The organism is Phycisphaerales bacterium (assembly GCA_029268515.1).
Classification (GTDB): domain Bacteria; phylum Planctomycetota; class Phycisphaerae; order Phycisphaerales; family SM1A02; genus JAQWNP01.
In genome coordinates, this window is the sequence record JAQWNP010000012.1 from 71,586 (window position 1) to 93,168 (window position 21,583).

At 50.5% G+C, this 21,583-nt stretch carries 17 protein-coding genes; 6 read left to right on the plus strand and 11 right to left on the minus strand.

Translation table 11 applies throughout. From position 1 onward, the window contains the following. Nucleotides 1–23: 23 nt before the first annotated feature. Complete coding sequence (locus P8J86_08925; protein ID MDG2054817.1) at nt 24–1,007, minus strand: polysaccharide deacetylase family protein; 984 nt, start codon at nt 1,005–1,007, stop codon at nt 24–26. A gap of 8 nt (nt 1,008–1,015) precedes the next feature. Continuing rightward, nucleotides 1,016–1,606: an NAD(P)H-dependent oxidoreductase gene (locus tag P8J86_08930; protein MDG2054818.1), complete on the minus strand. Its 591-nt coding sequence runs from the start codon at nt 1,604–1,606 to the stop codon at nt 1,016–1,018. Nucleotides 1,607–1,714: 108 nt separating this feature from the next. On the opposite strand from P8J86_08930, the gene P8J86_08935 reads away from it, so the two are divergent. Next, entirely contained in the window at nt 1,715–2,908 is a 1,194-nt protein-coding gene (locus tag P8J86_08935) for an aminotransferase class I/II-fold pyridoxal phosphate-dependent enzyme (protein MDG2054819.1), read from the plus strand. Between the two features lie 25 nt (nt 2,909–2,933). On the opposite strand, the gene P8J86_08940 is transcribed toward P8J86_08935, so the two are convergent. After that, entirely contained in the window at nt 2,934–3,536 is a 603-nt protein-coding gene (locus P8J86_08940) for a YigZ family protein (protein MDG2054820.1), read from the minus strand. A gap of 135 nt (nt 3,537–3,671) precedes the next feature. Here P8J86_08940 and P8J86_08945 point away from each other — a divergent pair, with 135 nt between their 5' ends. Beyond that, nucleotides 3,672–4,259 (plus strand): hypothetical protein, encoded by a 588-nt coding sequence (locus P8J86_08945; GenBank protein MDG2054821.1) that lies wholly within the window; start codon nt 3,672–3,674, stop codon nt 4,257–4,259. Here the strand turns inward: P8J86_08945 and P8J86_08950 are convergent. Together P8J86_08950 and P8J86_08955 are read right to left on the minus strand one after the other, a co-directional pair. Then, complete coding sequence (locus P8J86_08950) at nt 4,195–5,679, minus strand: hypothetical protein (protein MDG2054822.1); 1,485 nt, start codon at nt 5,677–5,679, stop codon at nt 4,195–4,197. The two genes, P8J86_08945 and P8J86_08950, sit on opposite strands and share 65 nt — an antisense overlap. After that, nucleotides 5,676–8,390, minus strand: coding sequence for a PA14 domain-containing protein (locus tag P8J86_08955; GenBank protein MDG2054823.1), 2,715 nt, complete (start codon nt 8,388–8,390; stop codon nt 5,676–5,678). Before P8J86_08955 ends, P8J86_08950 begins: the two co-directional genes overlap by 4 nt. A 78-nt stretch (nt 8,391–8,468) precedes the next feature. Between P8J86_08955 and fdhD the strand changes: the two genes are divergently transcribed. After that, the gene (gene fdhD, locus P8J86_08960; protein MDG2054824.1) at nt 8,469–9,329 is read left to right on the plus strand and encodes a formate dehydrogenase accessory sulfurtransferase FdhD; all 861 of its coding nucleotides are present in this window, start codon (nt 8,469–8,471) and stop codon (nt 9,327–9,329) included. Further along, nucleotides 9,326–11,635 carry an FdhF/YdeP family oxidoreductase gene (locus P8J86_08965; GenBank protein ID MDG2054825.1) on the plus strand — a complete coding sequence of 770 codons (2,310 nt, stop codon included), beginning with the start codon at nt 9,326–9,328 and terminating at the stop codon, nt 11,633–11,635. The genes fdhD and P8J86_08965 overlap by 4 nt, the downstream gene beginning before the upstream one ends. Nucleotides 11,636–11,638: 3 nt before the next feature. Here the strand turns inward: P8J86_08965 and P8J86_08970 are convergent, their stop codons facing one another. After that, nucleotides 11,639–12,331, minus strand: coding sequence for a hypothetical protein (locus P8J86_08970; GenBank protein ID MDG2054826.1), 693 nt, complete (start codon nt 12,329–12,331; stop codon nt 11,639–11,641). Between the two features lie 291 nt (nt 12,332–12,622). Between P8J86_08970 and P8J86_08975 the strand changes: the two genes are divergently transcribed. Beyond that, on the plus strand, nt 12,623–14,119 hold the full coding sequence (locus P8J86_08975; GenBank protein MDG2054827.1) for a hypothetical protein: 1,497 nt from the start codon (nt 12,623–12,625) through the stop codon (nt 14,117–14,119). Between the two features lie 80 nt (nt 14,120–14,199). Here the strand turns inward: P8J86_08975 and P8J86_08980 are convergent, their stop codons facing one another. The 3 genes from P8J86_08980 to P8J86_08990 form a co-directional block, all read right to left on the minus strand. Next, entirely contained in the window at nt 14,200–15,165 is a 966-nt protein-coding gene (locus P8J86_08980) for a DUF6263 family protein (protein MDG2054828.1), read from the minus strand. Nucleotides 15,166–15,309: 144 nt separating this feature from the next. Continuing rightward, a complete protein-coding gene (locus tag P8J86_08985; protein MDG2054829.1) occupies nt 15,310–16,179 on the minus strand; it encodes an alpha/beta hydrolase in 870 nt (289 codons plus the stop codon). 39 nt (nt 16,180–16,218) lie between these two features. Beyond that, the gene (locus tag P8J86_08990; GenBank protein MDG2054830.1) at nt 16,219–17,550 is read right to left on the minus strand and encodes a glutamine synthetase family protein; all 1,332 of its coding nucleotides are present in this window, start codon (nt 17,548–17,550) and stop codon (nt 16,219–16,221) included. Between the two features lie 239 nt (nt 17,551–17,789). Here P8J86_08990 and P8J86_08995 point away from each other — a divergent pair, with 239 nt between their 5' ends. After that, nucleotides 17,790–18,884 (plus strand): alanine racemase, encoded by a 1,095-nt coding sequence (locus tag P8J86_08995; GenBank protein ID MDG2054831.1) that lies wholly within the window; start codon nt 17,790–17,792, stop codon nt 18,882–18,884. An 11-nt stretch (nt 18,885–18,895) separates the two neighbouring features. Here P8J86_08995 and P8J86_09000 read toward each other — a convergent pair whose 3' ends face one another. Together P8J86_09000 and P8J86_09005 are read right to left on the minus strand one after the other, a co-directional pair. Continuing rightward, a complete protein-coding gene (locus P8J86_09000; protein MDG2054832.1) occupies nt 18,896–19,420 on the minus strand; it encodes a hypothetical protein in 525 nt (174 codons plus the stop codon). A gap of 61 nt (nt 19,421–19,481) precedes the next feature. Beyond that, the gene (locus tag P8J86_09005) at nt 19,482–21,236 is read right to left on the minus strand and encodes a hypothetical protein (protein ID MDG2054833.1); all 1,755 of its coding nucleotides are present in this window, start codon (nt 21,234–21,236) and stop codon (nt 19,482–19,484) included. Nucleotides 21,237–21,583 lie beyond the last annotated feature (347 nt).

Here is a 21,583-nt window from a genome sequence, read left to right on the forward strand (position 1 = left end):
ATATCATAGCCAGGAACTGGCTCTCAGTGCTTGTTGATCAACACTTTATGAGCGAAGTCGAAGACACTCCATGGTGACCGCATCATCCGGCACTGTCCATTGATTGGATCCCCGGTCTTGAGCTCATAGCGACCAATCGACCGCTGACAATGGCCCTGGATGGGTATTCTTGCACGCCCACCATGAGTCCCGAACGCCAGCTGAATGCCCGCGGCAGCAACTGCCTGAATCGAGGTCTTATCCCAATACCCATATGGATATGCAAAAGCCTTCGCTGGCTGCCCCAGCACATCAACCAGCCACTCTTGAGCATCGGTGATCTGCTGGACAGCAACTTCAGGCGTGCAATGCGGCAGTGCGTAGTGATTGTGACTGTGGTTGCCGATCTCGACCAAAGAATGAGCTGCTAATTGTTTGAGCTCATCAATCGTCATAGGGCGATCATGATCTCCTTGCGGCCTGATTGGCCCATCTCCAAAAAGAGTATCAAGAGACCGATGAAATGCGCGGGGAGCCTGATTTTTTATCTCCAGTTGCAGACGATCAATTTGCCTTCGCCCATGCCCCTGTTCTAATCCGACGTGATACACCGCATCCCACCAAAATGCATCACCACTTTCAATATGTCCCGTGGCAATAAAGAACGTGGCAGGCACTTGAAATTGCTCCAGCACTGGAAGCACCGCCAGATTATTGGCATATCCATCATCGAAACTCAGATGAACAAACCGGCCATTTCTGGGCAGATCGGCCAAGAGATCCGCACATCGCAGAAATTGAAACCCTTGTGAATGAAAATACTCAATGACCTCGGCAAATTCATCAATTGTATTAACCAGCTGATCATCACCATATCCACCAAGCACTTGCTCGCTGGCTGAGATGCCATGAAACATTAGACTCACCAGATGATCTCGATCAGTTCCTCTGCGCGCAGAGAGGCAAGAGTGACTCATATCGATACGCTTTAGCAAGCTAGCGCCAACACTCTTAATTGATCCGTGCATAGATATTCTCAGGCAGCGGACGTTGCAGCTTCTTTAATTTGATGAGCGACCTGTGACCCCAACATTCGTGTCCCCTGATCGAATGATGGCTCAACAAGCCCACCCTTTTCATTAAAAGAGCGAGATGAATCTGCAATACAAATTTGATGAGCCAAGACTTGGACTTTAATGCCTTGCAGTATGGTGCGAAGGTGCATTAATCCCCGCGAACCACCCATTTTCCCTGGTGACACTGACATGATGCCAGCAACCTTTCCCGAAAAACAAGCCAGCGGTGGATGCTGCTGATCTGCACGTGAGGCCCAATCAATCAAGTTCTTAAGAGCTGCTGTGAGTGACCCGTTGTACTCCGGAGATGCGATGAGAAGACCCTGATGAGCCATAAACATCTTCTTGAGTTCAACAACCTCAGACGGCTCCCCCATACTGTCCTCGATATCCTGGTTATAAAGTGGCAGTGGAAGATCGTTCAGCTCAAGCATGGTCACTTCCGCACCAGCCTCTCTTGCGCCCATCGCAGCAATCTCAAGCAACATCTTGTTACAAGAGTGTTTTCGTAGACTTCCTGAAATGGCCAAAATACGCGGATGAGTACTCACATTAATGCTCCTGCATTGAGGGGGTGAAGCCTGAATCTTACTGTCCACCATGATCTTTCACCACTACCAAGCGAATGAAAATAGTTTTACACCTGCTAGGCTACGGGCATGAAAGACCCTGATATCGACACACATTCACATAAAATTTATGTCAATAAACGGCTTCGAGGCTTTGGCGAATCAATCTTTGCTGAAATGAACCGCCTGGCCCAACAACATAAAGCCGTGAATTTAGGCCAAGGTGCACCAGACTTTGATGGGCCTCAGTTTGTTAAAGATGCCGCCATTGAAGCGATTAATAACAAGTCGAATCAATATGCACCCCTGGCTGGACTTCCAGCGCTCACTGAAGCAATCGCGGGTCGATTCAAAAAAGACTCGGGCATCGAAACAAATCCACAAACCGAAATCACGGTCACATCTGGTTGCACAGAAGCAATTGCTGCCACACTCCTGGGATTACTGGAGCCTGGTGATGAGGTTGTTGTCTTTGAGCCTAGCTATGATTCATATGTCCCATGCATCTGCCTTGCAGGGGCAACTGCCCGATTTGTCGCTCTAACACCACCCGATTTTGTGATCGACGCAAAGAAACTTGATGCTGCATGCAATGAGCGAACGCGTGCAATCATTGTCAATACACCGCACAATCCCTCCGGCCATGCTTGCACAAGAGAAGAACTCAGTGCAATTGCCGAGATCGCTCAAAAGCGAGATCTCATCGTCATCACTGATGAAGTGTATGAGCATCTCACTTACGAGCGGGAACACATTCGCATGGCCACGTTGCCTGGAATGCGGAATCGAACCATCACCTTGTCCAGCCTCGGAAAAACTTACTCGATGACTGGCTGGAAAATAGGATGGGCCATTGCATCACCAGAACTGTCTTTAGCCGTTCGAGCAGCCCATCAATTTCTCACATTCTCAGCACCTCCGCCACTTCAATGGGCTGCTGCCACAGCACTCTCTTGCAGTGACGACTACTTCACTGAATTATGCAGCACATTTAACCATCGTAGAAATTTGCTGATGGAAGGATTAGGCAATGTGGGCTTCACTGTATTTAAGCCTCATGCTGGCTACTTTGTCTTGGTGGATCACCGCGCATTTGGCTTTCCATCAGATCGAATGTTCTGCCGTTATATGACTGAAGAAGTTGGCGTCGCAGCAATACCAGCAAGCGCACTCTATGCGAATCCAGAGCATGGAGAGAATCTTGTGAGATTTGCATTTTGCAAAAGCGAAAAGACCATTGAAGCTGCCCTCGACCGACTTCACGCGCGACTACGCCGCCCCTGACGAGACCTTCATCTCATCACTGATTTCAAGACAGTGATTCTATGATGGCCTGGCCACTGGTTGCGTCCCGGAGATCCGCAATCACTAGACGGAGCTTTACCTCAGGCACGCTCAACTCAAGATAAGTCGTAACGTCATAACGACGAGCAACGATCTCTATCTGATAACGAGCAATCACTGCCGCAATCGCACTGGCATGTTCATATGCATGGGTGACGCGTAGTGTCGCCATTTTGCGACGTTCTACAAAGACAGCATCAGTGAGCACTGCTTTTGCAGCTGCTGCATAAGCACGTATCAAGCCGCCAGTGCCAAGTTTGGTGCCACCGTAATACCGCACCACCACCACCAGCACGTCCCAAAGCTCATGGCCGGCAATTTGACTAGCAATTGGCTTACCAGCTGTGCCAGCGGGTTCACCGTCATCTGAAGATTTCTGCCCCTGAACAACGATTCTCCATGCGTAGCAATGATGCGTCGCCCCCTGATGGGCTTTACGCACGGTATCGAGGGCCTTCTCTGCATCGCTGACTGCGCTTAGTGGAAAGGCTGCCGAAAGAAAACGAGAGCCCTTGATCTTCTCGATTTCGCCATAGCTGGGCCCAGCAATGCTCAGGTAGGAATCCATTCGATGCAATCTACCTCGATGCCACCATGTGATGCTTGTTTTCTCACCAAAAAGAGGCTGTTGGACCGAAGAACCTCCTCAGACCCACTTAGCAGCCGGCGGAGCCAGCGCATCCAACCAATATGGAGACCGCCGATGATCCGCCCTGCGCTACTGCTCTGCTCAATGCTCTTGACCACAACAACCGCAACGGCTTCTTTTGTTTTATACGACGCCTCTATCAACATGCAATCGAGTGCAGGAGCCAATGCATCTGCTTCAGCGAGTGGACCCGCCAATGCTGCATCACTCTCGATCAGCTCATCGATCTTCGGCAATGGCTCGTTTCAATACCTCCCTGAAACTTTCACGATGCAACTTGAATCTACGGATTCTCTGACAGAGTTCAGTGGCCAGGTCAACTTTGGACTTACAAATAACCAGTTGTTACTTGCTTCACTGAACATGAACGTGACCGGACAAGTGGCCTATGCCGGGCTCTTTGAAACAAATACTGGAGATTCGATCTGGGAGCGAACCATCAGTACTGGCAATTTAGATGAAGATCTGAAACAGATTTTAGGACCAGGGACCTACACGCTCGACTTACAAGCCAACGACAATGCGCAGGTTGAGATCAACTTCTCGGCGATTCCAGTACCCGAACCCGCAGCAGTCATCATTCTGGCGGCCCTACCGCTGGCCCTGCCTCTTCGCCGTCGGACGACGAACGAAAACGGATAAGCGTGTAGTAAGCATCAGAATGTAACAATGGCTGCTTGCTTTCACTGCGGACGCCATCTGCAATGAGCTCATGAACATATCCTTCTCGCAGCGGAAAAACAGAGAGGTGCACCTCGCGCCTATCCGGAGAGACTTCTGCGGAACGAATCTTGAGCGTCTTCTGATCAACTTCTGGACTCCCATAGGGACTATGAAGTTTATACGTGTAACTCTGCATCCGATACGACGACGGGTCCGCCGCCGTCTCTACATCAACAGGCTTTGTGAAACGTAATTGAAATCCATCTTTCGTCAATGACATCCGTTGAATGTCAAATGGAACTTTTCCATTCCAGGCGACACGCTGAAGGCTGTAGGGCCTGTTGCCAAGCGATGCCCAGCCACGATTGGTCGACCCTGTAATGATTGAACCATCATCCATCCACGCCACACGAATGACACCGCTATCCAGTCCCTTTAGAAATGGAAAGCATGCGCCTTGCCAGTGGCCATCAACTTTTTCCAGTGCAACGCGCAAGAGTGACGAATCATGCTGGTCACCAACAAAGACCTGCCCCTGATATGGACCGAATTTTCCATCGGTGGTATCCCAGACCATACCAGCCGGTGATTTGCCCATCTTGCCGTAAGGAAACCATATCGCGGGCAACTTAAAATGAGGCACTTCTTCCACAACCTCGTGCATCAAAAGACCATCCGGAATAGTCCCCGGATGCTCAACACGTGAGCGAGGATCATGCGCTGAATCGATGCCCCACGGATGCCCATGAAACTCACCCTCGGCCAAATGGGCGAGCTTACTCGCACCACACCATTCTCCTTGGTTGTCGGTATAGAACATTTCACCTTCTGGACTGCCTTGCACGCCAGCAGGAGAACGCAGCCCTGCAACAGCGGGCACCATTTCTCCTTCTGGCGTCACGTATACCGCCCAGCCACGCCAAAGCTGGCGACCAAACGGCTCTGACCCAAATGGCTTATTCAGCGTAATCCAAAAATTACCTGCCCCATCTAATCTGGGCCCAAAGGCATATTCATGGTAGTTGCCGCTGATTCGCCAATCATCGCAAACCGTCTGCAATTCATCCATGCGACCGTCATTGTCCTGATCGCGCATACGACTAAGCTCGCCGCGCTGCACAGTATAAATCCAACCATCGTGATTCAGTAATCCCAGTGGCTCCTGAAGCCCTTCAGCAAAGAGTGTCCAAGTTGGCTCAGAGGCATCAAGATCACGCACACGATAAACCTCGCCGCGGCGCGTCGACACAAGAATTTCATCGGGGCCAAGAACAGCAATTCCCCCAACCTCGAGAACCACATCATCTGGTTCTCGAATCGTGGAGATCGTGTAGTAATCATGCTCGTGAGTCTTCACCGTTAGAGCCATCGTAGCTATGAGTATTTGAATCCACATCACCACGCCATCTCCACTGTCAAGTTTGCTACATAATCACCAGCCTCATTCTCACCGTCATACAAAAATTCCAGTGGCACAAGAAGCTCTTGCTGCGATCCCATCTGACGCACAACACCTCCAGATCCTTGCAAGAAAATCCATTCCTGCTCACCTACTTGAAATTTAGCTGTTGAGGCTTCACGTATTTCGTCAGCAACTGCTGCCCTAAGATAAAGCCCCTCTTCAGCCTGAGAAGAACGAACTTCAAAGTGACGCACGAGCCGAGTGCCACCACGATGCACGACAGGCAAAGGCAACTCTCTCGTGGTCACCTCATCTAATTTATAAAGAAAACTAGGGCGTCGCTTGGCATCATATGAAACAGATGCCATCTGCCAAGATGCGTCGTCAGCCTCTGGCCAAACAGTCTCAAGATCTTCGAGTCGCGCTAACGCTGGCCCAGCTGGCATGACCTTAAGGTCAGCGCCATCTGGAAACTCCAGTTCCCCAGCTCTTCCCTCCCAAGTACCTTGCGTATTGATGAACTCACCTCGCCACACTTGTGCCAAGCGCGCAGACTGAGCATCAAAGGCAAAATGGAGCTTCTCGGGGTAGCCAACTGCCAGGGTCCGAGGACTTACCGCGTCCATAAATACACCGACCACACGGGGCTCATCAACTGGGACAATATCGAATTCCCCCCGATCAACATTGACCCCATCAGGCAATGGCATCGATGCTCCCAACGAACAGTAGTTCCATATGGCATCAATCTGCTGCTCTGGATTACCCCCAGCAAGATGAGGAAAGATGGCCGCATCCTTTGAAAAGTACTTAGGCATTCGAGTCTGAGCATTCTTTGACATCGGATCCATCATGAATTCATGAAACCAACCGGGCCTGATCCGCCCATGTATCCCCGCCAGATCGACAGAAGATACGCCTGATGCTTGGTGACCAGCCACATCATGGCACGTCGTACAAGACAATCCAGATGTTCCAACTATTTGCCGGCCAATCTCTACATCTTCTAGCTGGAATACTGGCTGGACTGTATCACGTGGAGTTGAGTCTGCCTCTTCTAACAAAGATGCGAAGGCCTGTATCTGCTGGGGCGCATAACGAGGCATTCGCGTAGACATGCCAGGCCTTACCTTTTGTCCAGTGGCCAAGACATGATCAATCCACGGCTTTTCTAACTTGTGACCGACATCTGTTAAATTTGGCGGCACACGCCCTTCATCACCAAGCTCAACAGTTGAAACAAATGCGAGCATCGCTTTATCTGATGGTTGATGTGGAATACCCTCGCGTACATGGCATGCCCCACAGCCAAGGGCCGTCATCCGCCAGGCCACTTCTGTTTGAGGACTTATCCCCCCGGGTATTGCGCCGCGTGCCGCCAACACACCCAGCACTGCCTGACGCGCTTCATCAGTAAATGGATAGGCTGGCAACATTAATGGTGGCTTCTCTGCAAGACATCCCGTCATTGTTGCTGGCAAATTCTGCCATGAAGTGGCCGATCGGTAAACAGATTGATCATGAGCCTCGGGTTCATGACATTGGGCACAACCAAACGTGACGAAGTACGTTTGACCTCGATCCACACGAGCCGGGTCAAGTGTGATGGCTCCAGATGGTGCGACCAGCCTCGTACCTAGATGACGAAGTGATTCACCCTCTAATAGTCTTTCTTCAAATCCCGGGCCGGACCAGAAGACTTCCAGCCCTTGCCCGCCGCTACCCTCAAACATTTCCACTCTGATCTCATGCAAGCCTGCACTTAACTCAATTTCTTCTTCTTGCCATGCCATTCCATGAATGCCGCCATTATCAACCACCAATTGCCCATCTATCCAAAGCCATGATCCATCATCACTGTTTGTTGCAAATACATAAGTGCCCTCTTGGGGTATCTCAATGGTGCCTTGGAAGCGAAGCGCGAAGTGATCCTCCCGAGGCGCTGGCCCCGCTGTAATACGATCAGCAACGCCGCTATCAACCGGCTCTAAACCGTCAAGCTCTAGTGGACCATCATCAAAATGTCCCTCATAGGCAAACCATCGAAGGCCAGGAAGCGGCGACAGTTGTTCACCAGCTTGCTCTCGCAAAAGATACGCAGCAATTGCATCTGCCTCTGATTGAGTCAGGCTTAGGTCAGGCATGCGACCACCAGGACGTATGTGATTTGGATCTTTCAAGAACTTTGAGAGGCTTGCATGTGTCGTCTGGCGTGCTAAACGAGTTGGATCAATCCCCGCATCATGACAAGGCACACATCCAATTGTTTCATAGAGTCCTTGCCCTTCCGCAACTAAGTATGCATCGATTTCAGTATCGGTGTCTAAGAGTGGGCCACCGCGAGCGACAAGGTATTGAACCAGATCCCCGACAGTGCTATCTAAAATATGCACCTCTAGACCATGCAGCACGTTGGGCATGGGCGTGCCTGGCTTAACCGCTGATGGATTCACCAAGAAGTCATACAGATATTCAGGAGAAAGCCGAGCCCCAACCTGATCAAGCCGAGGGCCTGGCATCATTCCTGTCACCAGATCAGAAGGAGCAAATTCCCCTGCCTGATGACAAGCAAGACAGTTCGCATGAGCAACCAGAGCCAGCCCGCCGACGGTTGGGGGTGGCGGGGGCTTGCTACATGAAAAGACAGTGAGCGAGCAGCCCAAAATAAGAAGCAAGAACTTCACAGTCACCCAGTGTAGAGAACTCACAGCCACCTCGCCGAAAGGCCAAATTCAGTATGATAAACGGTAGGCAAGGTTCATTTTAGCTAACAGAGGAAGGTCTTGGTGAATCAAGTTCACAATGCCACCCAGACATGTCAAGTCACGCGCATCAATGGCGTAACAACGATGGGTCTTCAAGATGATCTTGCTGTAGAGTCACCGCTCACCGTCGTGCTAGAAGACTGGTCTCGTGGCGTCATCAGAAGCGAAAATATTGCTGTCACCATGCGAACTCCAGGCGAGGACGCCAATCTTGGAATTGGCCTTCTTTTTACCGAGAGATTGATACGCCAGCGAAGTGATATTGAGTCTGTACAAGTGGTGCCAGCTCCATCACAAACAGCGACCGTCGATAAGGTTGTCATAAAACTACGGCAAGGCGTCACCCGTGCCCGCGAACCAATGTTGCGTAGAGGGCATGTGCATTCAAGCTGTGGCGTCTGCGCCACCGTGAGCCCAGATGACCTTCAAATGCCTAGTGATGAGTTACCGACAAGCCCCACACCCAATATTAGCGCCAACAATATTCAACAACTCATTGACCACCTTCGGGAAAACCAAGCGATTTTTCAGGCGACCGGCGGCTTACATGCTGCCTCAATAGGAAACTGCCAAGGGCACCTACTTTCGACCCATGAAGATATTGGCCGACACAATGCTCTAGACAAACTTATTGGAAAGAAATTCTTCGAACAACAGCTACCGCTTAACGACTTTGTCCTACTAGTCAGTGGCCGAACAAGCTATGAACTTGTGCACAAGGCCCATATCGCTGGCCTTCGAATTGTCATTGGAGTCGGCGCCGCATCTTCACTTGCTGTTGACTACGCAATTGCCGCCCACATGACCCTCATTGGCTTTGCTCGAAAGAATCGATTGACCATTTATACGGGTGAAGCTCAGATCTTGGAGAATCAACTTTGAAAAAGAACGAGAACAATGACGTCCGTGATGTCTCGATCGAATCAGGGGTGTCCTCTGAGAAACTGACCATTAAGCCGTCAATGAAACATGCCGCTGGAGTACATGCCGTCACAGCGGCGATGCAACACCAGTCACGTGAACCGGGCCTCCTTCGTGGACTCAAAGTGCTCTCAAACATCAACCAAAAGGATGGCTTCGACTGCCCTAGTTGCGCATGGCCAGATCCAGATCAGGATCGGTCTATCTTTGAGTACTGCGAAAACGGCGCCAAAGCAGTGGCTTCAGAAGCAACACGCAAACGGATCACACCCGAATTTTTCAAAACACACAGCATCAACGAGCTGTCACGACAGTCGGATCACTGGCTTGAAAAACAAGGCAGAATCACCCATCCAATGCTTCTTGATCACAACAGAACGCACTACCAGCCAATCTCTTGGGAGGATGCCTACGCGCTTATCGGAGAGGAAATAAAATCGCTTGATGATCCGAATGAGGCGCTTTTCTATACCTCTGGCCGCGCCAGCAATGAAGCCTCTTTTGTCTACCAGCTCTTCGTAAGAGCCCTAGGCACCAATAACCTGCCTGACTGCTCAAACATGTGCCATGAATCAAGTGGCGTTGCCCTAGGTGAAACAATTGGCATCGGAAAGGGAACGGTGCGACTGGAAGACTTCGAAGAAGCAGGCGCTATTTTTGTCATCGGACAGAATCCTGCCACGAATCACCCCCGAATGCTCAGCGCTTTACAAAAAGCCGCCCGCAATGGCACCAAGATCGTGTCCGTCAATCCACTTCCTGAAGCCGGTCTCATTGGCTTTCGACATCCCCAGGAACTAAAGGGCATGCTTGGGGTTACCACCCCACTTGCAAGCCTGCACCTGCCGGTACGTCTCGGCGGCGACCAAGCGCTCTTTCAAGGCATTGCCAAATTACTTATCGAACGAGATGGGGGCGCTCATAGCAAGATTGATCATGCATTTATTGCGGAGCACACCAAAGGATTTGAAACACTCAAAGATCAGGTTGCCAATCTGCAATGGCCAACCCTCGAGGAACTGAGCGGGCTTAGCCGCAAGCAAATTGAAGCGGCAGCTGACATTATTACTGAATCAAAAGGCACTATTTATTGCTGGGCAATGGGTCTCACACAACATGTCCATTCAGTCCCAACTCTACAACAAATTGTCAACGTATGTTTGCTTTGCGGAGACATTGGCCGCCCAGGGGCGGGCCTCTGCCCAGTAAGAGGACACAGTAATGTGCAGGGCAATCGCACCATGGGCATTGGCCACAATATGCCAGAAGCGTTTCTTGATGCGCTCGACAAAACGTGCCATTTTTCAGCACCACGCAAACGAGGCTTGGATGTTGTCGAGTCAATTATGGCAATGCAAGATGGCCGAGCCCATGTACTGGTTGCGCTCGGCGGTAATTTTCTATCCGCTTCGCCTGATACAGGATTCACAGCCAAGGCGATTCAACGATGCCGCCTCACTGTGCAAATATCAACCAAGCTTAATCGCTCACACCTTGTCACCGGACAGCGTGCGCTGATTCTTCCCTGCAGAGGCCGAACCGAGACTGATCAACAAGCAAGCGGCACACAGTACATCACCGTCGAAGACTCGATGAGCAAAGTTCACCGTTCGCATGGACAGCTGGAACCAGCATCACCTGACCTCCGCAGCGAGGTATCAATCATCTGTCATATGGCCGCAGCAACACTTGGCCCACTCAATCCAGTCCCCTGGCTCGAACTGACTGGCGACTACAACAAGATCCGTGACCTTATTGGCAAGGTCGTGCCTGATTGTGAAGATTACACACGCAGAAGCTCGACCTCTGAAGGTTTTTACCTACCGGTGCCCCCTCGTGATCGTTGGTTCGTGTCACCTGATGGCCTGGCTCGGTTTATGTGCGCCGAGCCGTTTGCGCCTCATGCCGAAGGCGAAGAGCTTCTACTGGCCACACTTCGCAGCCATGATCAATTCAACACTACTATTTACGGACTCCATGACCGCTACCGTGGAATACACGGAGATCGCCGCGTCATCTTCATGAACAAAGATGACATGGCCGCCCGATCACTCAAAGCTCGGCAACATGTCAACATCACCTGCAATATCGAAGGCCGAACTCGCTGCGTACAGAACTTTAGCGTCGTTCCCTACGATATACCCGCTGGCTGCGTAGGCGCCTATTACCCGGAAACAAACATGCTTGTCCCACTAGAGCGGACAGCGCAAGGCAGCAATACACCAATCTCTAAGTCAGTTCCGGTGACTGTTCAAGCTGTAACGTAATGCCTAAGAACTCGTTGATGCGCGGCGAATTTTTCTCGCTCTAGCAAACCAACTCCGAAGCGTATCTGGAGATACATCAAAGTGAGCGGCAACTCGAGCCTGTGCTTGTCGTGGCTCGTAGCCATTGGCCTGGAGTCTCTCATAGGTATCAAGTGCATGTAATACACGTTGGTTTTGACGCTCTGTATCACGTCTCAACTGCTGCCGAGCTTGGGCAAACTTAACCCGAGCCGGACCAGTAAGAATACCTGTCTGTGCTTCACGCTCGAGAATTTTCTCAGCCAAAGCACCCGCCTGCATCGACTCAAGAATTGACGTCTCATCGAACTTACCCTCTGCGACCTGAAATCGTAGCTTGGTAATGCAGTGCATTAATGCACGAGCGTCGTAGTAGAGCGATAGGTAGAAATCTCGCTTCTTTCTTGTCATCCCCTGAATCAGGGCGCGCTGATCACGAGGTAGATCCCAAGGCGCCCCTGTGACTCCATAGTCCCACAGAATGACAAGCGCGGTCTGTTCAAATCGGTCCAGGTGGTAGTCCAGGTCGTGTGATGAGCTTATGGAGGCTAAAACGGGCGTCATTTCTTCTGCCTCGCGCACCAAAGGCCTAGTCCCGCGTCGCGCGCGCGGCTGAAGCTCTCTGACTGCCTCAGGGAGTGGTGTCTGCGTCCTTGCAGTGGTCATAATATTGGTCATGAATCTTGTACCTTGCCAGTATCTACCGGCTGCTTAGTGGGTTGTCCTTAAATAGCGTTGCATCCTTGCGTCCCACCCCAAGAAGCCTGGGCCTCATGATTCAATCGTACTGTACCCGAATCACCGCTTTGAGTCCTCAAAAAAAGGGGTTAGTTTGCCGCCATCAGGAGAATCTCAGCGAACCGCAGATGCCCCATGACGTAGAATCAAACGTTGCGGCCTGGAACCGAATTCAGCATGGGCTCACAAGAGCCCCACACTCAATTTCACTGTCTTAGCATTCTCTAAACCATGAAAAAAACACCCTGGTTGACCCATTTTCAAACAGCAGGCCTACTCCTACTCGCCATCGTTGGGGCAGAAGTCAGCGCCGTTGGACAAAGTCGAGCCCCTGCGGCCTTGACCATTGCTGATGGCGTCTACCCCTACATTCGTTTCGAGCAGCTCCTGGAGAGGATGCCCCGCTCCCCAGAGTACCTCGCCCCACTTCAGGAGCAGGTTGATCGCGCGGTTGGAGCGCTTTTTGGACGTGATATGGAGCGCGCATTACGCCTTCTTGACCAGGCAGTGCTCTTTGAGATGGTTAAAGCTACCCCAGAAACAGCACACATGGCAGCGGCCAGCTTGAGCATCGAAGCGACAGGCACTCCACCCAAAGAACTCACATTGACCAGCCGCTATAGCCTCGGTCAGCCGACAGAATCCTCACTGAGCTACATGCTTCGTCTCAGGTCACCGCAAGGAGAGCTCAGGTGGCAACAGCCCCTGGAACTCCCCCCCTCATCGGATGGCTCCTGGAATGTGAGTATGCCGGTCCAACTCAGTAATTACGATCTGGCAGGCTCGACTGGACCAATCGGCATTTCATTGTTGTGCCAAGATGGAATCGAAATACCTATTGGGCAAATTTATTTGTACAGCCAACCGCTTAGCAAACAACGCCAATCACAAAACGCCCAACTAGAAAAAGCAGCCCCACTGCCACCAGAGCTCACTCGCCCAGCCTCTCGTTTTGCTGATCGCAATGCTCAGCTCAGGGATTTTCGCCATCCGAGCCGGCTTGACGACCATCTACTCGATAGAAGTTTGCTTGCAAACCAATTAGATGAAGAGCTGACTGCTCTGAAATCAGGCATCGACCCCTACGAAAATGCGACGGGCGATCGCTGGTTCTTAATCAACTGTGCTCAAGGAAAGCTACCCTACCGAATCTATGCGCCTCAAACGCTGATAAACAAAAGCCAAGACAGCCCATTACCGGTCATCATTGCGCTACATGGAATGGGCGGAAATGAGCACCTCTTTCCAGAGGGCTACGGTGGTGGCACGATTAAAACACTCGCTGATGAGCATGGATTCCTGCTCGTTTCACCACGAACTTATGAGCTGGCGCAATCAGCTGATTATCTTGATGCACTGCTTGAAGACGTCGCAAACATGTACTCAATTGACCATGATCGTGTCTACTTGCTGGGACACTCACTTGGCGCGATGACGACCATGACACTCGCAGCGCAACGCCCTGGTGACATCGCTGCAATCTGCGCTATCGCAGGCGATGGCCGAATTCCTGAAAATGCAACCATCCCACCGACCCTTGCATATCTTGCAGAGAATGATTGGATGGTTCCAGCCAAAGCTGCTGAAGAACGCATTGAGCAAGCACAGCGAGCTGGGACAGACATTCGATCACGTCTGGTACCAACAGCCGGGCATGTTCTCATCGTGCATATGGTGCTCCCTGATGCGATCGCCTGGCTCATGTCTCAAGGCGTAATCCCAAAATGAACAAGAGCGGCGTTTCCTGGCACGCCGCTCCGTTCTCTTTGATTTACATGACCAACTCTCAATAGAGCTGATGAGATTTATTATGAACTCGTTGAAGGTGCGGTATCGATCTTTACTGTAATACTCGCATCCTGAACTAATGTCTGCTTCCCTCCAGGGCCAGCCTCTATTTCCATCTTCGAATGAGATTTCACCTCAGACATACCGCTTGTAGCCCCAAGCATTGCCAAATCAACAGTCACCTGCCCCGTACCAGTCGCTGACATGCTATCTACATGCATCTTCTGGCCGCCTGGCATAGAGACATCCTGTGGCTTCGCAGTCTGACTAACATCAATTGTCAAATCAAGAATTGATTGATTTCGCTTATTGAGTGTCACTGTCCGTGTTTGCTCTAGCTTAATGCCCTGCGTATCTATCTGACCAACGATCTTCCACTGACCACCTTCACCAATCGCTTCTTTTGGAAGCGGCAGACTGAATTGATCCATCGACTGCGACATACTCTCCATTTGAGAACGGATCATTGGCGCAACATCTGGACCAAAGACCCAATTAACAGGGGAAGAGATGCCGCGATCACTGATCGTAAAGTCACCACTTAGATTGATCAGACCCTTCATCATCTTATCAATCATGTCACCAATTCCTGGCGTATCACCTGCCTCCTGTTTGACCTGGAATGCAGTAAATGTAACTTTGCAGTGTGCAGTGCCATCAGGATCAACTGACTCGACTGACTGTTTAAGTGTCATGACCAATGTTGGAATTGATTGTGCAGGCAGGGCATTGTCACCCATTTTCGTCGTCATCGACATCTTGGTTGTGACTGTAAGCGTCACATCCGTACCAGCCACGGGCTTCATTCGCAATTCTGCGGGATTCTCTCCAACCTTCAGAACTGTGATTTTCATATCCGATGCAGGGGCTTTGGCATCAGCTTGGGTAGTCGGCGCATCGCCTCCTGGCACTGGTGGCGTATTCTGAGCCAGCGCGGTTGATGCTCCAAATAGCATGGTCAGGGCAAAGACAATGGGTAGCTTCATGAATCGAACTCCAAATTGACAGCAACATGTTTCAGGCCCCATGACAATTGCCCGTCATTTGACGCGGCGGCGACCTGGCAGGCCCATCAGTATAACCGTGCATGACGAGGATGGGCCGCAGGCATCGCTCACAGGCCCATAAACCTATCTCAGGAACCGCCTGACCTCTTGGAAGGTGGCTTGTGGATTCTCGCGGAACATGACGTGCCCCTCATTGATCAGCCGGATCACCTCAATATCAGTGACTGCCTGCTCAAAAATATCAGCCGTGGAGCTATCGAGCATGTCGTCATGGGTGCCCCACAATAGCTGAGTGGGCACTGAGATCTCGCCAAGCCGATGGCGAATTCCATCAAAAAGCATCTCTCTAAAATCTGCATAGACTTTCAGCACGCGATCCATTTCCTGAGCAAACTTTGCTGCGACACACCACCGCAATAGCTTGGGTAATCGGGGCGGGTTTCGAAATACAACCGACAAAAAGGAATCAAAGGTATCCAGATCTCGAATCAGAAGTTGCGAGTGGTCGGCTTGAGCTTTTTTAATAAACGGTGATGGCTCCGGAGCCATGACACCCGCTGGTGCAAAAAGCACGAGTCGGTCAACATCCTGTGGCCGAGCCAAGGCCAGCAGAACTGCCAAGCAACCACCCATTGATGAACCCATGAGCGTGACGGGTTTGTTTGGCTCTGGCACAATTGAATCAATAAAACCCCATAGTGCCTTGATATAGAAAGATTCGTCATAACAAATCGATGAGTCAACACTGTGCTCACCAAAAGGCGGAACATCAGGAAGAATGAGTTTATGACGATCCATAAGCTGCTTGCATACTGGAAGCATCATTGTTTTGTCGGTTGCCAGACCATGAAACACGATAATGGGATGACCATCATCTGGACCAGACTCATAGAACGCCCACCGATGCTGCCCAACATATTGACTTTGATGCCGGGCACCAAAATGACGCGATTCTGCGCTGGCATAACACTTAAATAACAGCCGGCCCATCATGGATCGCACGTTAACTTAAACTCCCGCATGCCAGCATTATCAATGCCGATCTAAAAGACACTCAATTTCATCTTCAAGTGAAAGGGATGAGAACATTTTCACCTCATCACGCTTGATACCAAGATAAGACTCAAAGAGATCATCACCCATAGCCTTTGCAAAGACACGATTTTCTTCAAAGTGATTGAGTGATTTCGCCAGCGAATCAGGCAGCCTGACAGCCCCCAGTGCCTTAAGATCTTCAGAAGACATTGCTTCTGGAAAAGTTGGAACCGGCTTACCCAGCACACTGCTTTCTTCAAGGCCATTCATTCCCGCAGCAAGCAGTACCCCTAAGGCTAAGTAAGGATTCGCTGTCGCATCACACGACTTGAATTCGATATTTGAAGGAAGCTTTGGCGCCGGTTGTGTCGGAACCCGAAGCGGCATACCTCTGTTGTTAAAGCCCCACCCTTGGAAAGCACCGCTCCAATGCCCTGGCTGCAGCCTACGAAATGAATTCGTTGTTGGTGTGGTCACTGCCAGCATCGACGGCAGATGCCTCAATACACCCGCCATAAAATGTTGGGTCCAACTGGAAAGACCTGAGGCACTTTCCGGATCACCAGTAACATTGACCCCATCGCGCCAGAGACTGAAGTGAACATGCGAACCATTACCGCCCTCTTCAGAAAATAAAACGGGCAAAAATGATGCGACCATTCCATGCTGATGTGCTATCGCATGCACGGTCTCGCGCACGACTAGCTGCTGATCAGCAGCCTGAAGAAGATCTGAATGCTCAATAACAACCTCATGCTGGCCAGAAGCTGACTCTGCCAACAATCCTAATACCTTGATGTCCTGTACTGTGAGGGCAGCCCTCATAGCCTCAAGTACCGCGTATTTCATATTGAGTGATTGCACCGACGCATATGAATGATGGTCTGTTGGAGACAAGCCTTCCTCAGTTGGCGTAAACAGCACGAATTCACTCTCAAAAGCTGCCTGCATCTGGAGCCCCATCTGGCCGAGCCTTTCAACCTGCCGCTGGAGAAAAGTACGCGGGCAGAATTGCCATGGCTGAGCATTTTCATCCAGCAGATTCCCATAAGCGCTGGCATGTCCAGGTGCATAGGGCAGCACCCTCAGGCTCGACTCATCAAGATGAAGAAATACCTGACCAGTCGTGGGTATCGGGCAGTCCAACTTTGGCTGATCAACCATGACACCCAAAGCCATTTCGACTGTTGCAAATGGTGCCCATGGCGATGCCTGAAGTCCATCAATCCGATGGGCGATACCACGAGTAATACCGACAAGATCACACCACAACAGCCTCACCATCTCAATATTCTGTTGCGCCAGCGAGTTTAGATCATGATGGACCACACCTGGAACCTCCGAAGAATTCTATGGCAGCGAGATTGACGATCACACTACCTTTGACAGATAGTTTTCCAAACCCGATCATAATATCTGATGCTTCTTAAAAAGCCCATCACAGCGGTGGATTGGTTTGCATCAGTGTAAACAATCAACCTTTATACAAATAGGTTACCAAACCGATGACGCTTTTTGAACACCTGGAATTAGCCGATTACCAACTCCCCCCCCAACTCACGGAGAACATGCTGACTCCAGCATTAACAATTCATCTGCCACTCGTTCGCCATAATATCAACTGCCTTATTCAAGCCCTATCGGGAGACGTCAGTCGCTGGCGCCCCCACTTGAAGACCACAAAAATTCCTAAGATCTATCAGATGCTGTGTCTCGCGGGCGTCCGACACTTTAAGTGCGCCACGACACGCGAAGCCCACACCCTACTGCAAGTGCTATCTGATCTTAAGATCGATGATGCTGACCTACTGATCGCGCATCCTCTAGCGTGTTCTGAACTTGAACGGCTCAAACAACTCGCAGAAGAATTCCCCAAGACCATCGTAAGCGTCCTATGCGAAGACTTGGAAACAATTGATGCCCTTGGACCTTCTATTGGCGTGTTTATTGATGTCAACTCTGGCATGAACCGTAGCGGCATGCCACTGGAAGATGAGCAGACCATATTTTCAATCGTGAGAAAGAGCGGCGATCGCTTTCGAGGCATCCATTTTTACGAAGGCCATATTCGAAACGAAGAAGCTTCTACGCGCCGCAGGCTTGCATTTGATGGGTATGCACGGCTTGTCTGTTTACTTAACAATCTAAGAGATGAAAATTTGCCATGCCCTGAAGTACTCACCAGCGGTACTTTGAGTTTTCTTGACGCGATTGCCTATGGGCCCTTCGAACTACTGGACGGTACCAATCACCGAATCTCACCCGGTACCGTGGTTTTCCATGACGCCCAAAGCCAACGAGCCCTTCAGAATTTAGATCTACGCCCCGCTGCACTTCTACGTACAAGAGCCATCAGCCAACCCACCACGGATACCATTACAACAAATGCGGGCTCGAAGTCTATTGCTGCAGAGATTGGGGACCCCTGCTGCGTTGCACTTGAATACCCTGATCTCACTGCGATGCATCCAAGCGAAGAACACCTACCTTTTAGAACTCATGGCGAAGTACCTAAACGCGGCGAACTACTGTCGCTGATTCCTGAGCATATCTGCCCGACGGTTAACCTGGCAGAAGAGGCTGTACTGATCGATGAGAATGGGTCTTTCTCGATCGCTCAGGTCAGCGCAAGGGCCCATGAAATAATGTTAACCAAGTCATAAACAAGACAGTATCAATCTTGTTCAGAGACATCATGCGTGAGAGACGCTTTCTCACGGACATACCACTTCTCAAGTGCATCAGTCTCTGATGAATCTAAATTTGGTTTTGTCACCAGTGGCGAGATACGCCAGAGGTCATCTATCTCATTGAGATAAACAGGTGTTAGATCAGAAGTAAATTGCCCGTCGGCAGTCATACGCATCACAGCCACCACAGCGCTATGGCCATTAATTTTTACGCCCATCACATCGCCTGAACCACCATTGGCGCTCCATCTATGAGTGATCGCGTCTAACTCTGTCTGAGATAACTGCTGACCAGCCTGACGATGATCCATAAGTGAATGGACCCGTGAATCATTTCCACTTGCCAAAGCTTGCATGAATTGCTCTACAACAATCTCTGGCAATGGTTGGGGCTCAGTCGGAATCTGACCAGGCGTTATACAGCTTGCTAATGGAAGAAGAGCAGCAATCATCACTGCAAACCAGAAACTTGATACACGCAAACCAAACTCCCGTCTCAAGAACGACATCACTTCGATTCTTCGCGACCGCATCTACGATCGCGAAACATAACTCGTCATTAAGAGCAGTCTAGATTTCAACTCCGCCACGACCACCACGGCCACCGCCGCCTTCACCACCACGGCCACCGCCGCCTTCACCACCACGGCCGCCACGACCGCCACGACCGCCGCCGCCTTCGCCACCACGACCGCCGCCATTAAACCGCTCTCTCATTTGCTGACGAAGCGCGTCCCGTTCCTCATCGTCAAGTTCACCATCACCATTCTTGTCATATTGCTTCATCATCTCTTGGTAATTTGCCCCGCCCTGCTGCCAACCACGGTTGTTTCCTCTGCCGCGGGTGAATCTTTCATCTGTACCAGGCAATGAGGCATACTGCTCTTCTGTCAAAATCATTGCGAGCTGTTCAAGATAGCCTTTCCCACTGTCGTACCGGACCCGGTATGTTTCATTCAACCGGTCACCAGTCGAATCGTCATCTCGCTCCATTGACTCGCCTGCCAACATCACCAAACGTCGAGCAGTACGTTCCTGGAATTCCTCAGGCTCAGCTACTCGAGTCAACTCTAAGATTGACTCATTGTTAACAGCAAGGTCAACCATAAATTGCTCGGTGAGAGCAGCGATTGCTTCACGCTTATTATCGTCAACATCGCTCAGTTTATTGGCAGCATCAAATGCTCGCTGGGCGCCGATTGGCGAATAAATATCTGGGTAGCCAGCTCGCAAAGCCTCTTGCGAAAACGCTGCTGCCTTATCCTCTGGAAGCTGCATCGCGATCATCACAATGTACTGATCTTGCACGTTACGGACACTCTGATGTATCGCGGATTGCTCTCGCACCAAGCGTTCAATTGATTTTGGCGCAGATCGTTCCAACGCATTAAGTAAAGTTGGAACCTGAGAAATCAATAATTGATTACGGGCTTGTATCGCGTCATCCAGATCAGACATATAGGTGCTCAAAGAAGTTGCCAACTCTATATCACCGCCAGTTTCATCAACACCCACTTCTCGAAGGACGTTCACGAGATTCGTTCCCTCGCCAGCAAAACGACCGCGTCCAGCAGAATTAACCCGGCGTACTTCTCGGTTGGCTGAGGGCAATATCATATTCTGCTCTTCAGTCAGCACGACAGATAGGTTTGATTGAAACTCAGTATCAAGTTGATCTCGCAACGCCAGCCAAGTTGACAGAATCCTTGCCCCTTCTGCATACATCGTTTTGAAACGATTTGTTTGCATGAACTCTGACATCGATTCCTGCATCTCCGTACGCATATCACTCATACGTGATCGCCATAATTCCCGAGTCGCAGAGCGATCATCACCGTCGATCTCACCGGCTTCTCGCATCTGTTCGATTTGCTCTTCAATATCTGCACGAACCTCTTGAAATCGCTCGCGCAATACTTCTCGCCGTTCCTCTACCTCTGGATCATTTTCTAGGTCGGGGCGAGAATCCTGTAGCTCAGCTTGAATCTCATCAACATTGACACGAAAGGCTGCGTCATAATCCTCAATCAGTGTTTTCACCATGGACTGCTGGTCACGATCAAGCCCTAGCTCTGTTGTGTAGATATTGAGATCTCTGACCATGTACGTGGGACGAAAAATCTCATCACCAACGATTTGAGTAAGGCCAGGCATTCGATTCATGCCACCCATACCTCTGCCACCCGGCTGCCGGTCACCACGCTCATTCTGACCTTGGCGATTTCCACGATCTTGACCATGGGCAAAGCCAGCTATGATCGAAACTGACAAAATGGTCAAGCCAAGACTCTTACGTACTGAATTCAAATTTAAAACGGGTCGCATTGTTTAACTGCTCCTGCCTAATCTGGGCTTACTTTGCCAGCTCGGCGGTTTTGAATAGAAGAATTTCATGATACTTGCCATACTCAAGGCCATCGCTCAATGAAGTTTTGGAACTCCACACATATGGGCTCCAGAAAAATAAAAAGCACAGGCTGTAAGACGAGGGACTCCCAAGGGAGCTTCCGCTCAATTAAGATTGTCTCATATCTGGCCAAGGGGACAACCTAAACCCAATTTGATACTGCTCAATGAGAATTTTATCTCGATTTTGACCAAATAACCTAGTTCTAGTCCCTCAAAACACCACGAGAGACAATAAGTGGGGGCGAGACACTTTCTTGAAGCGT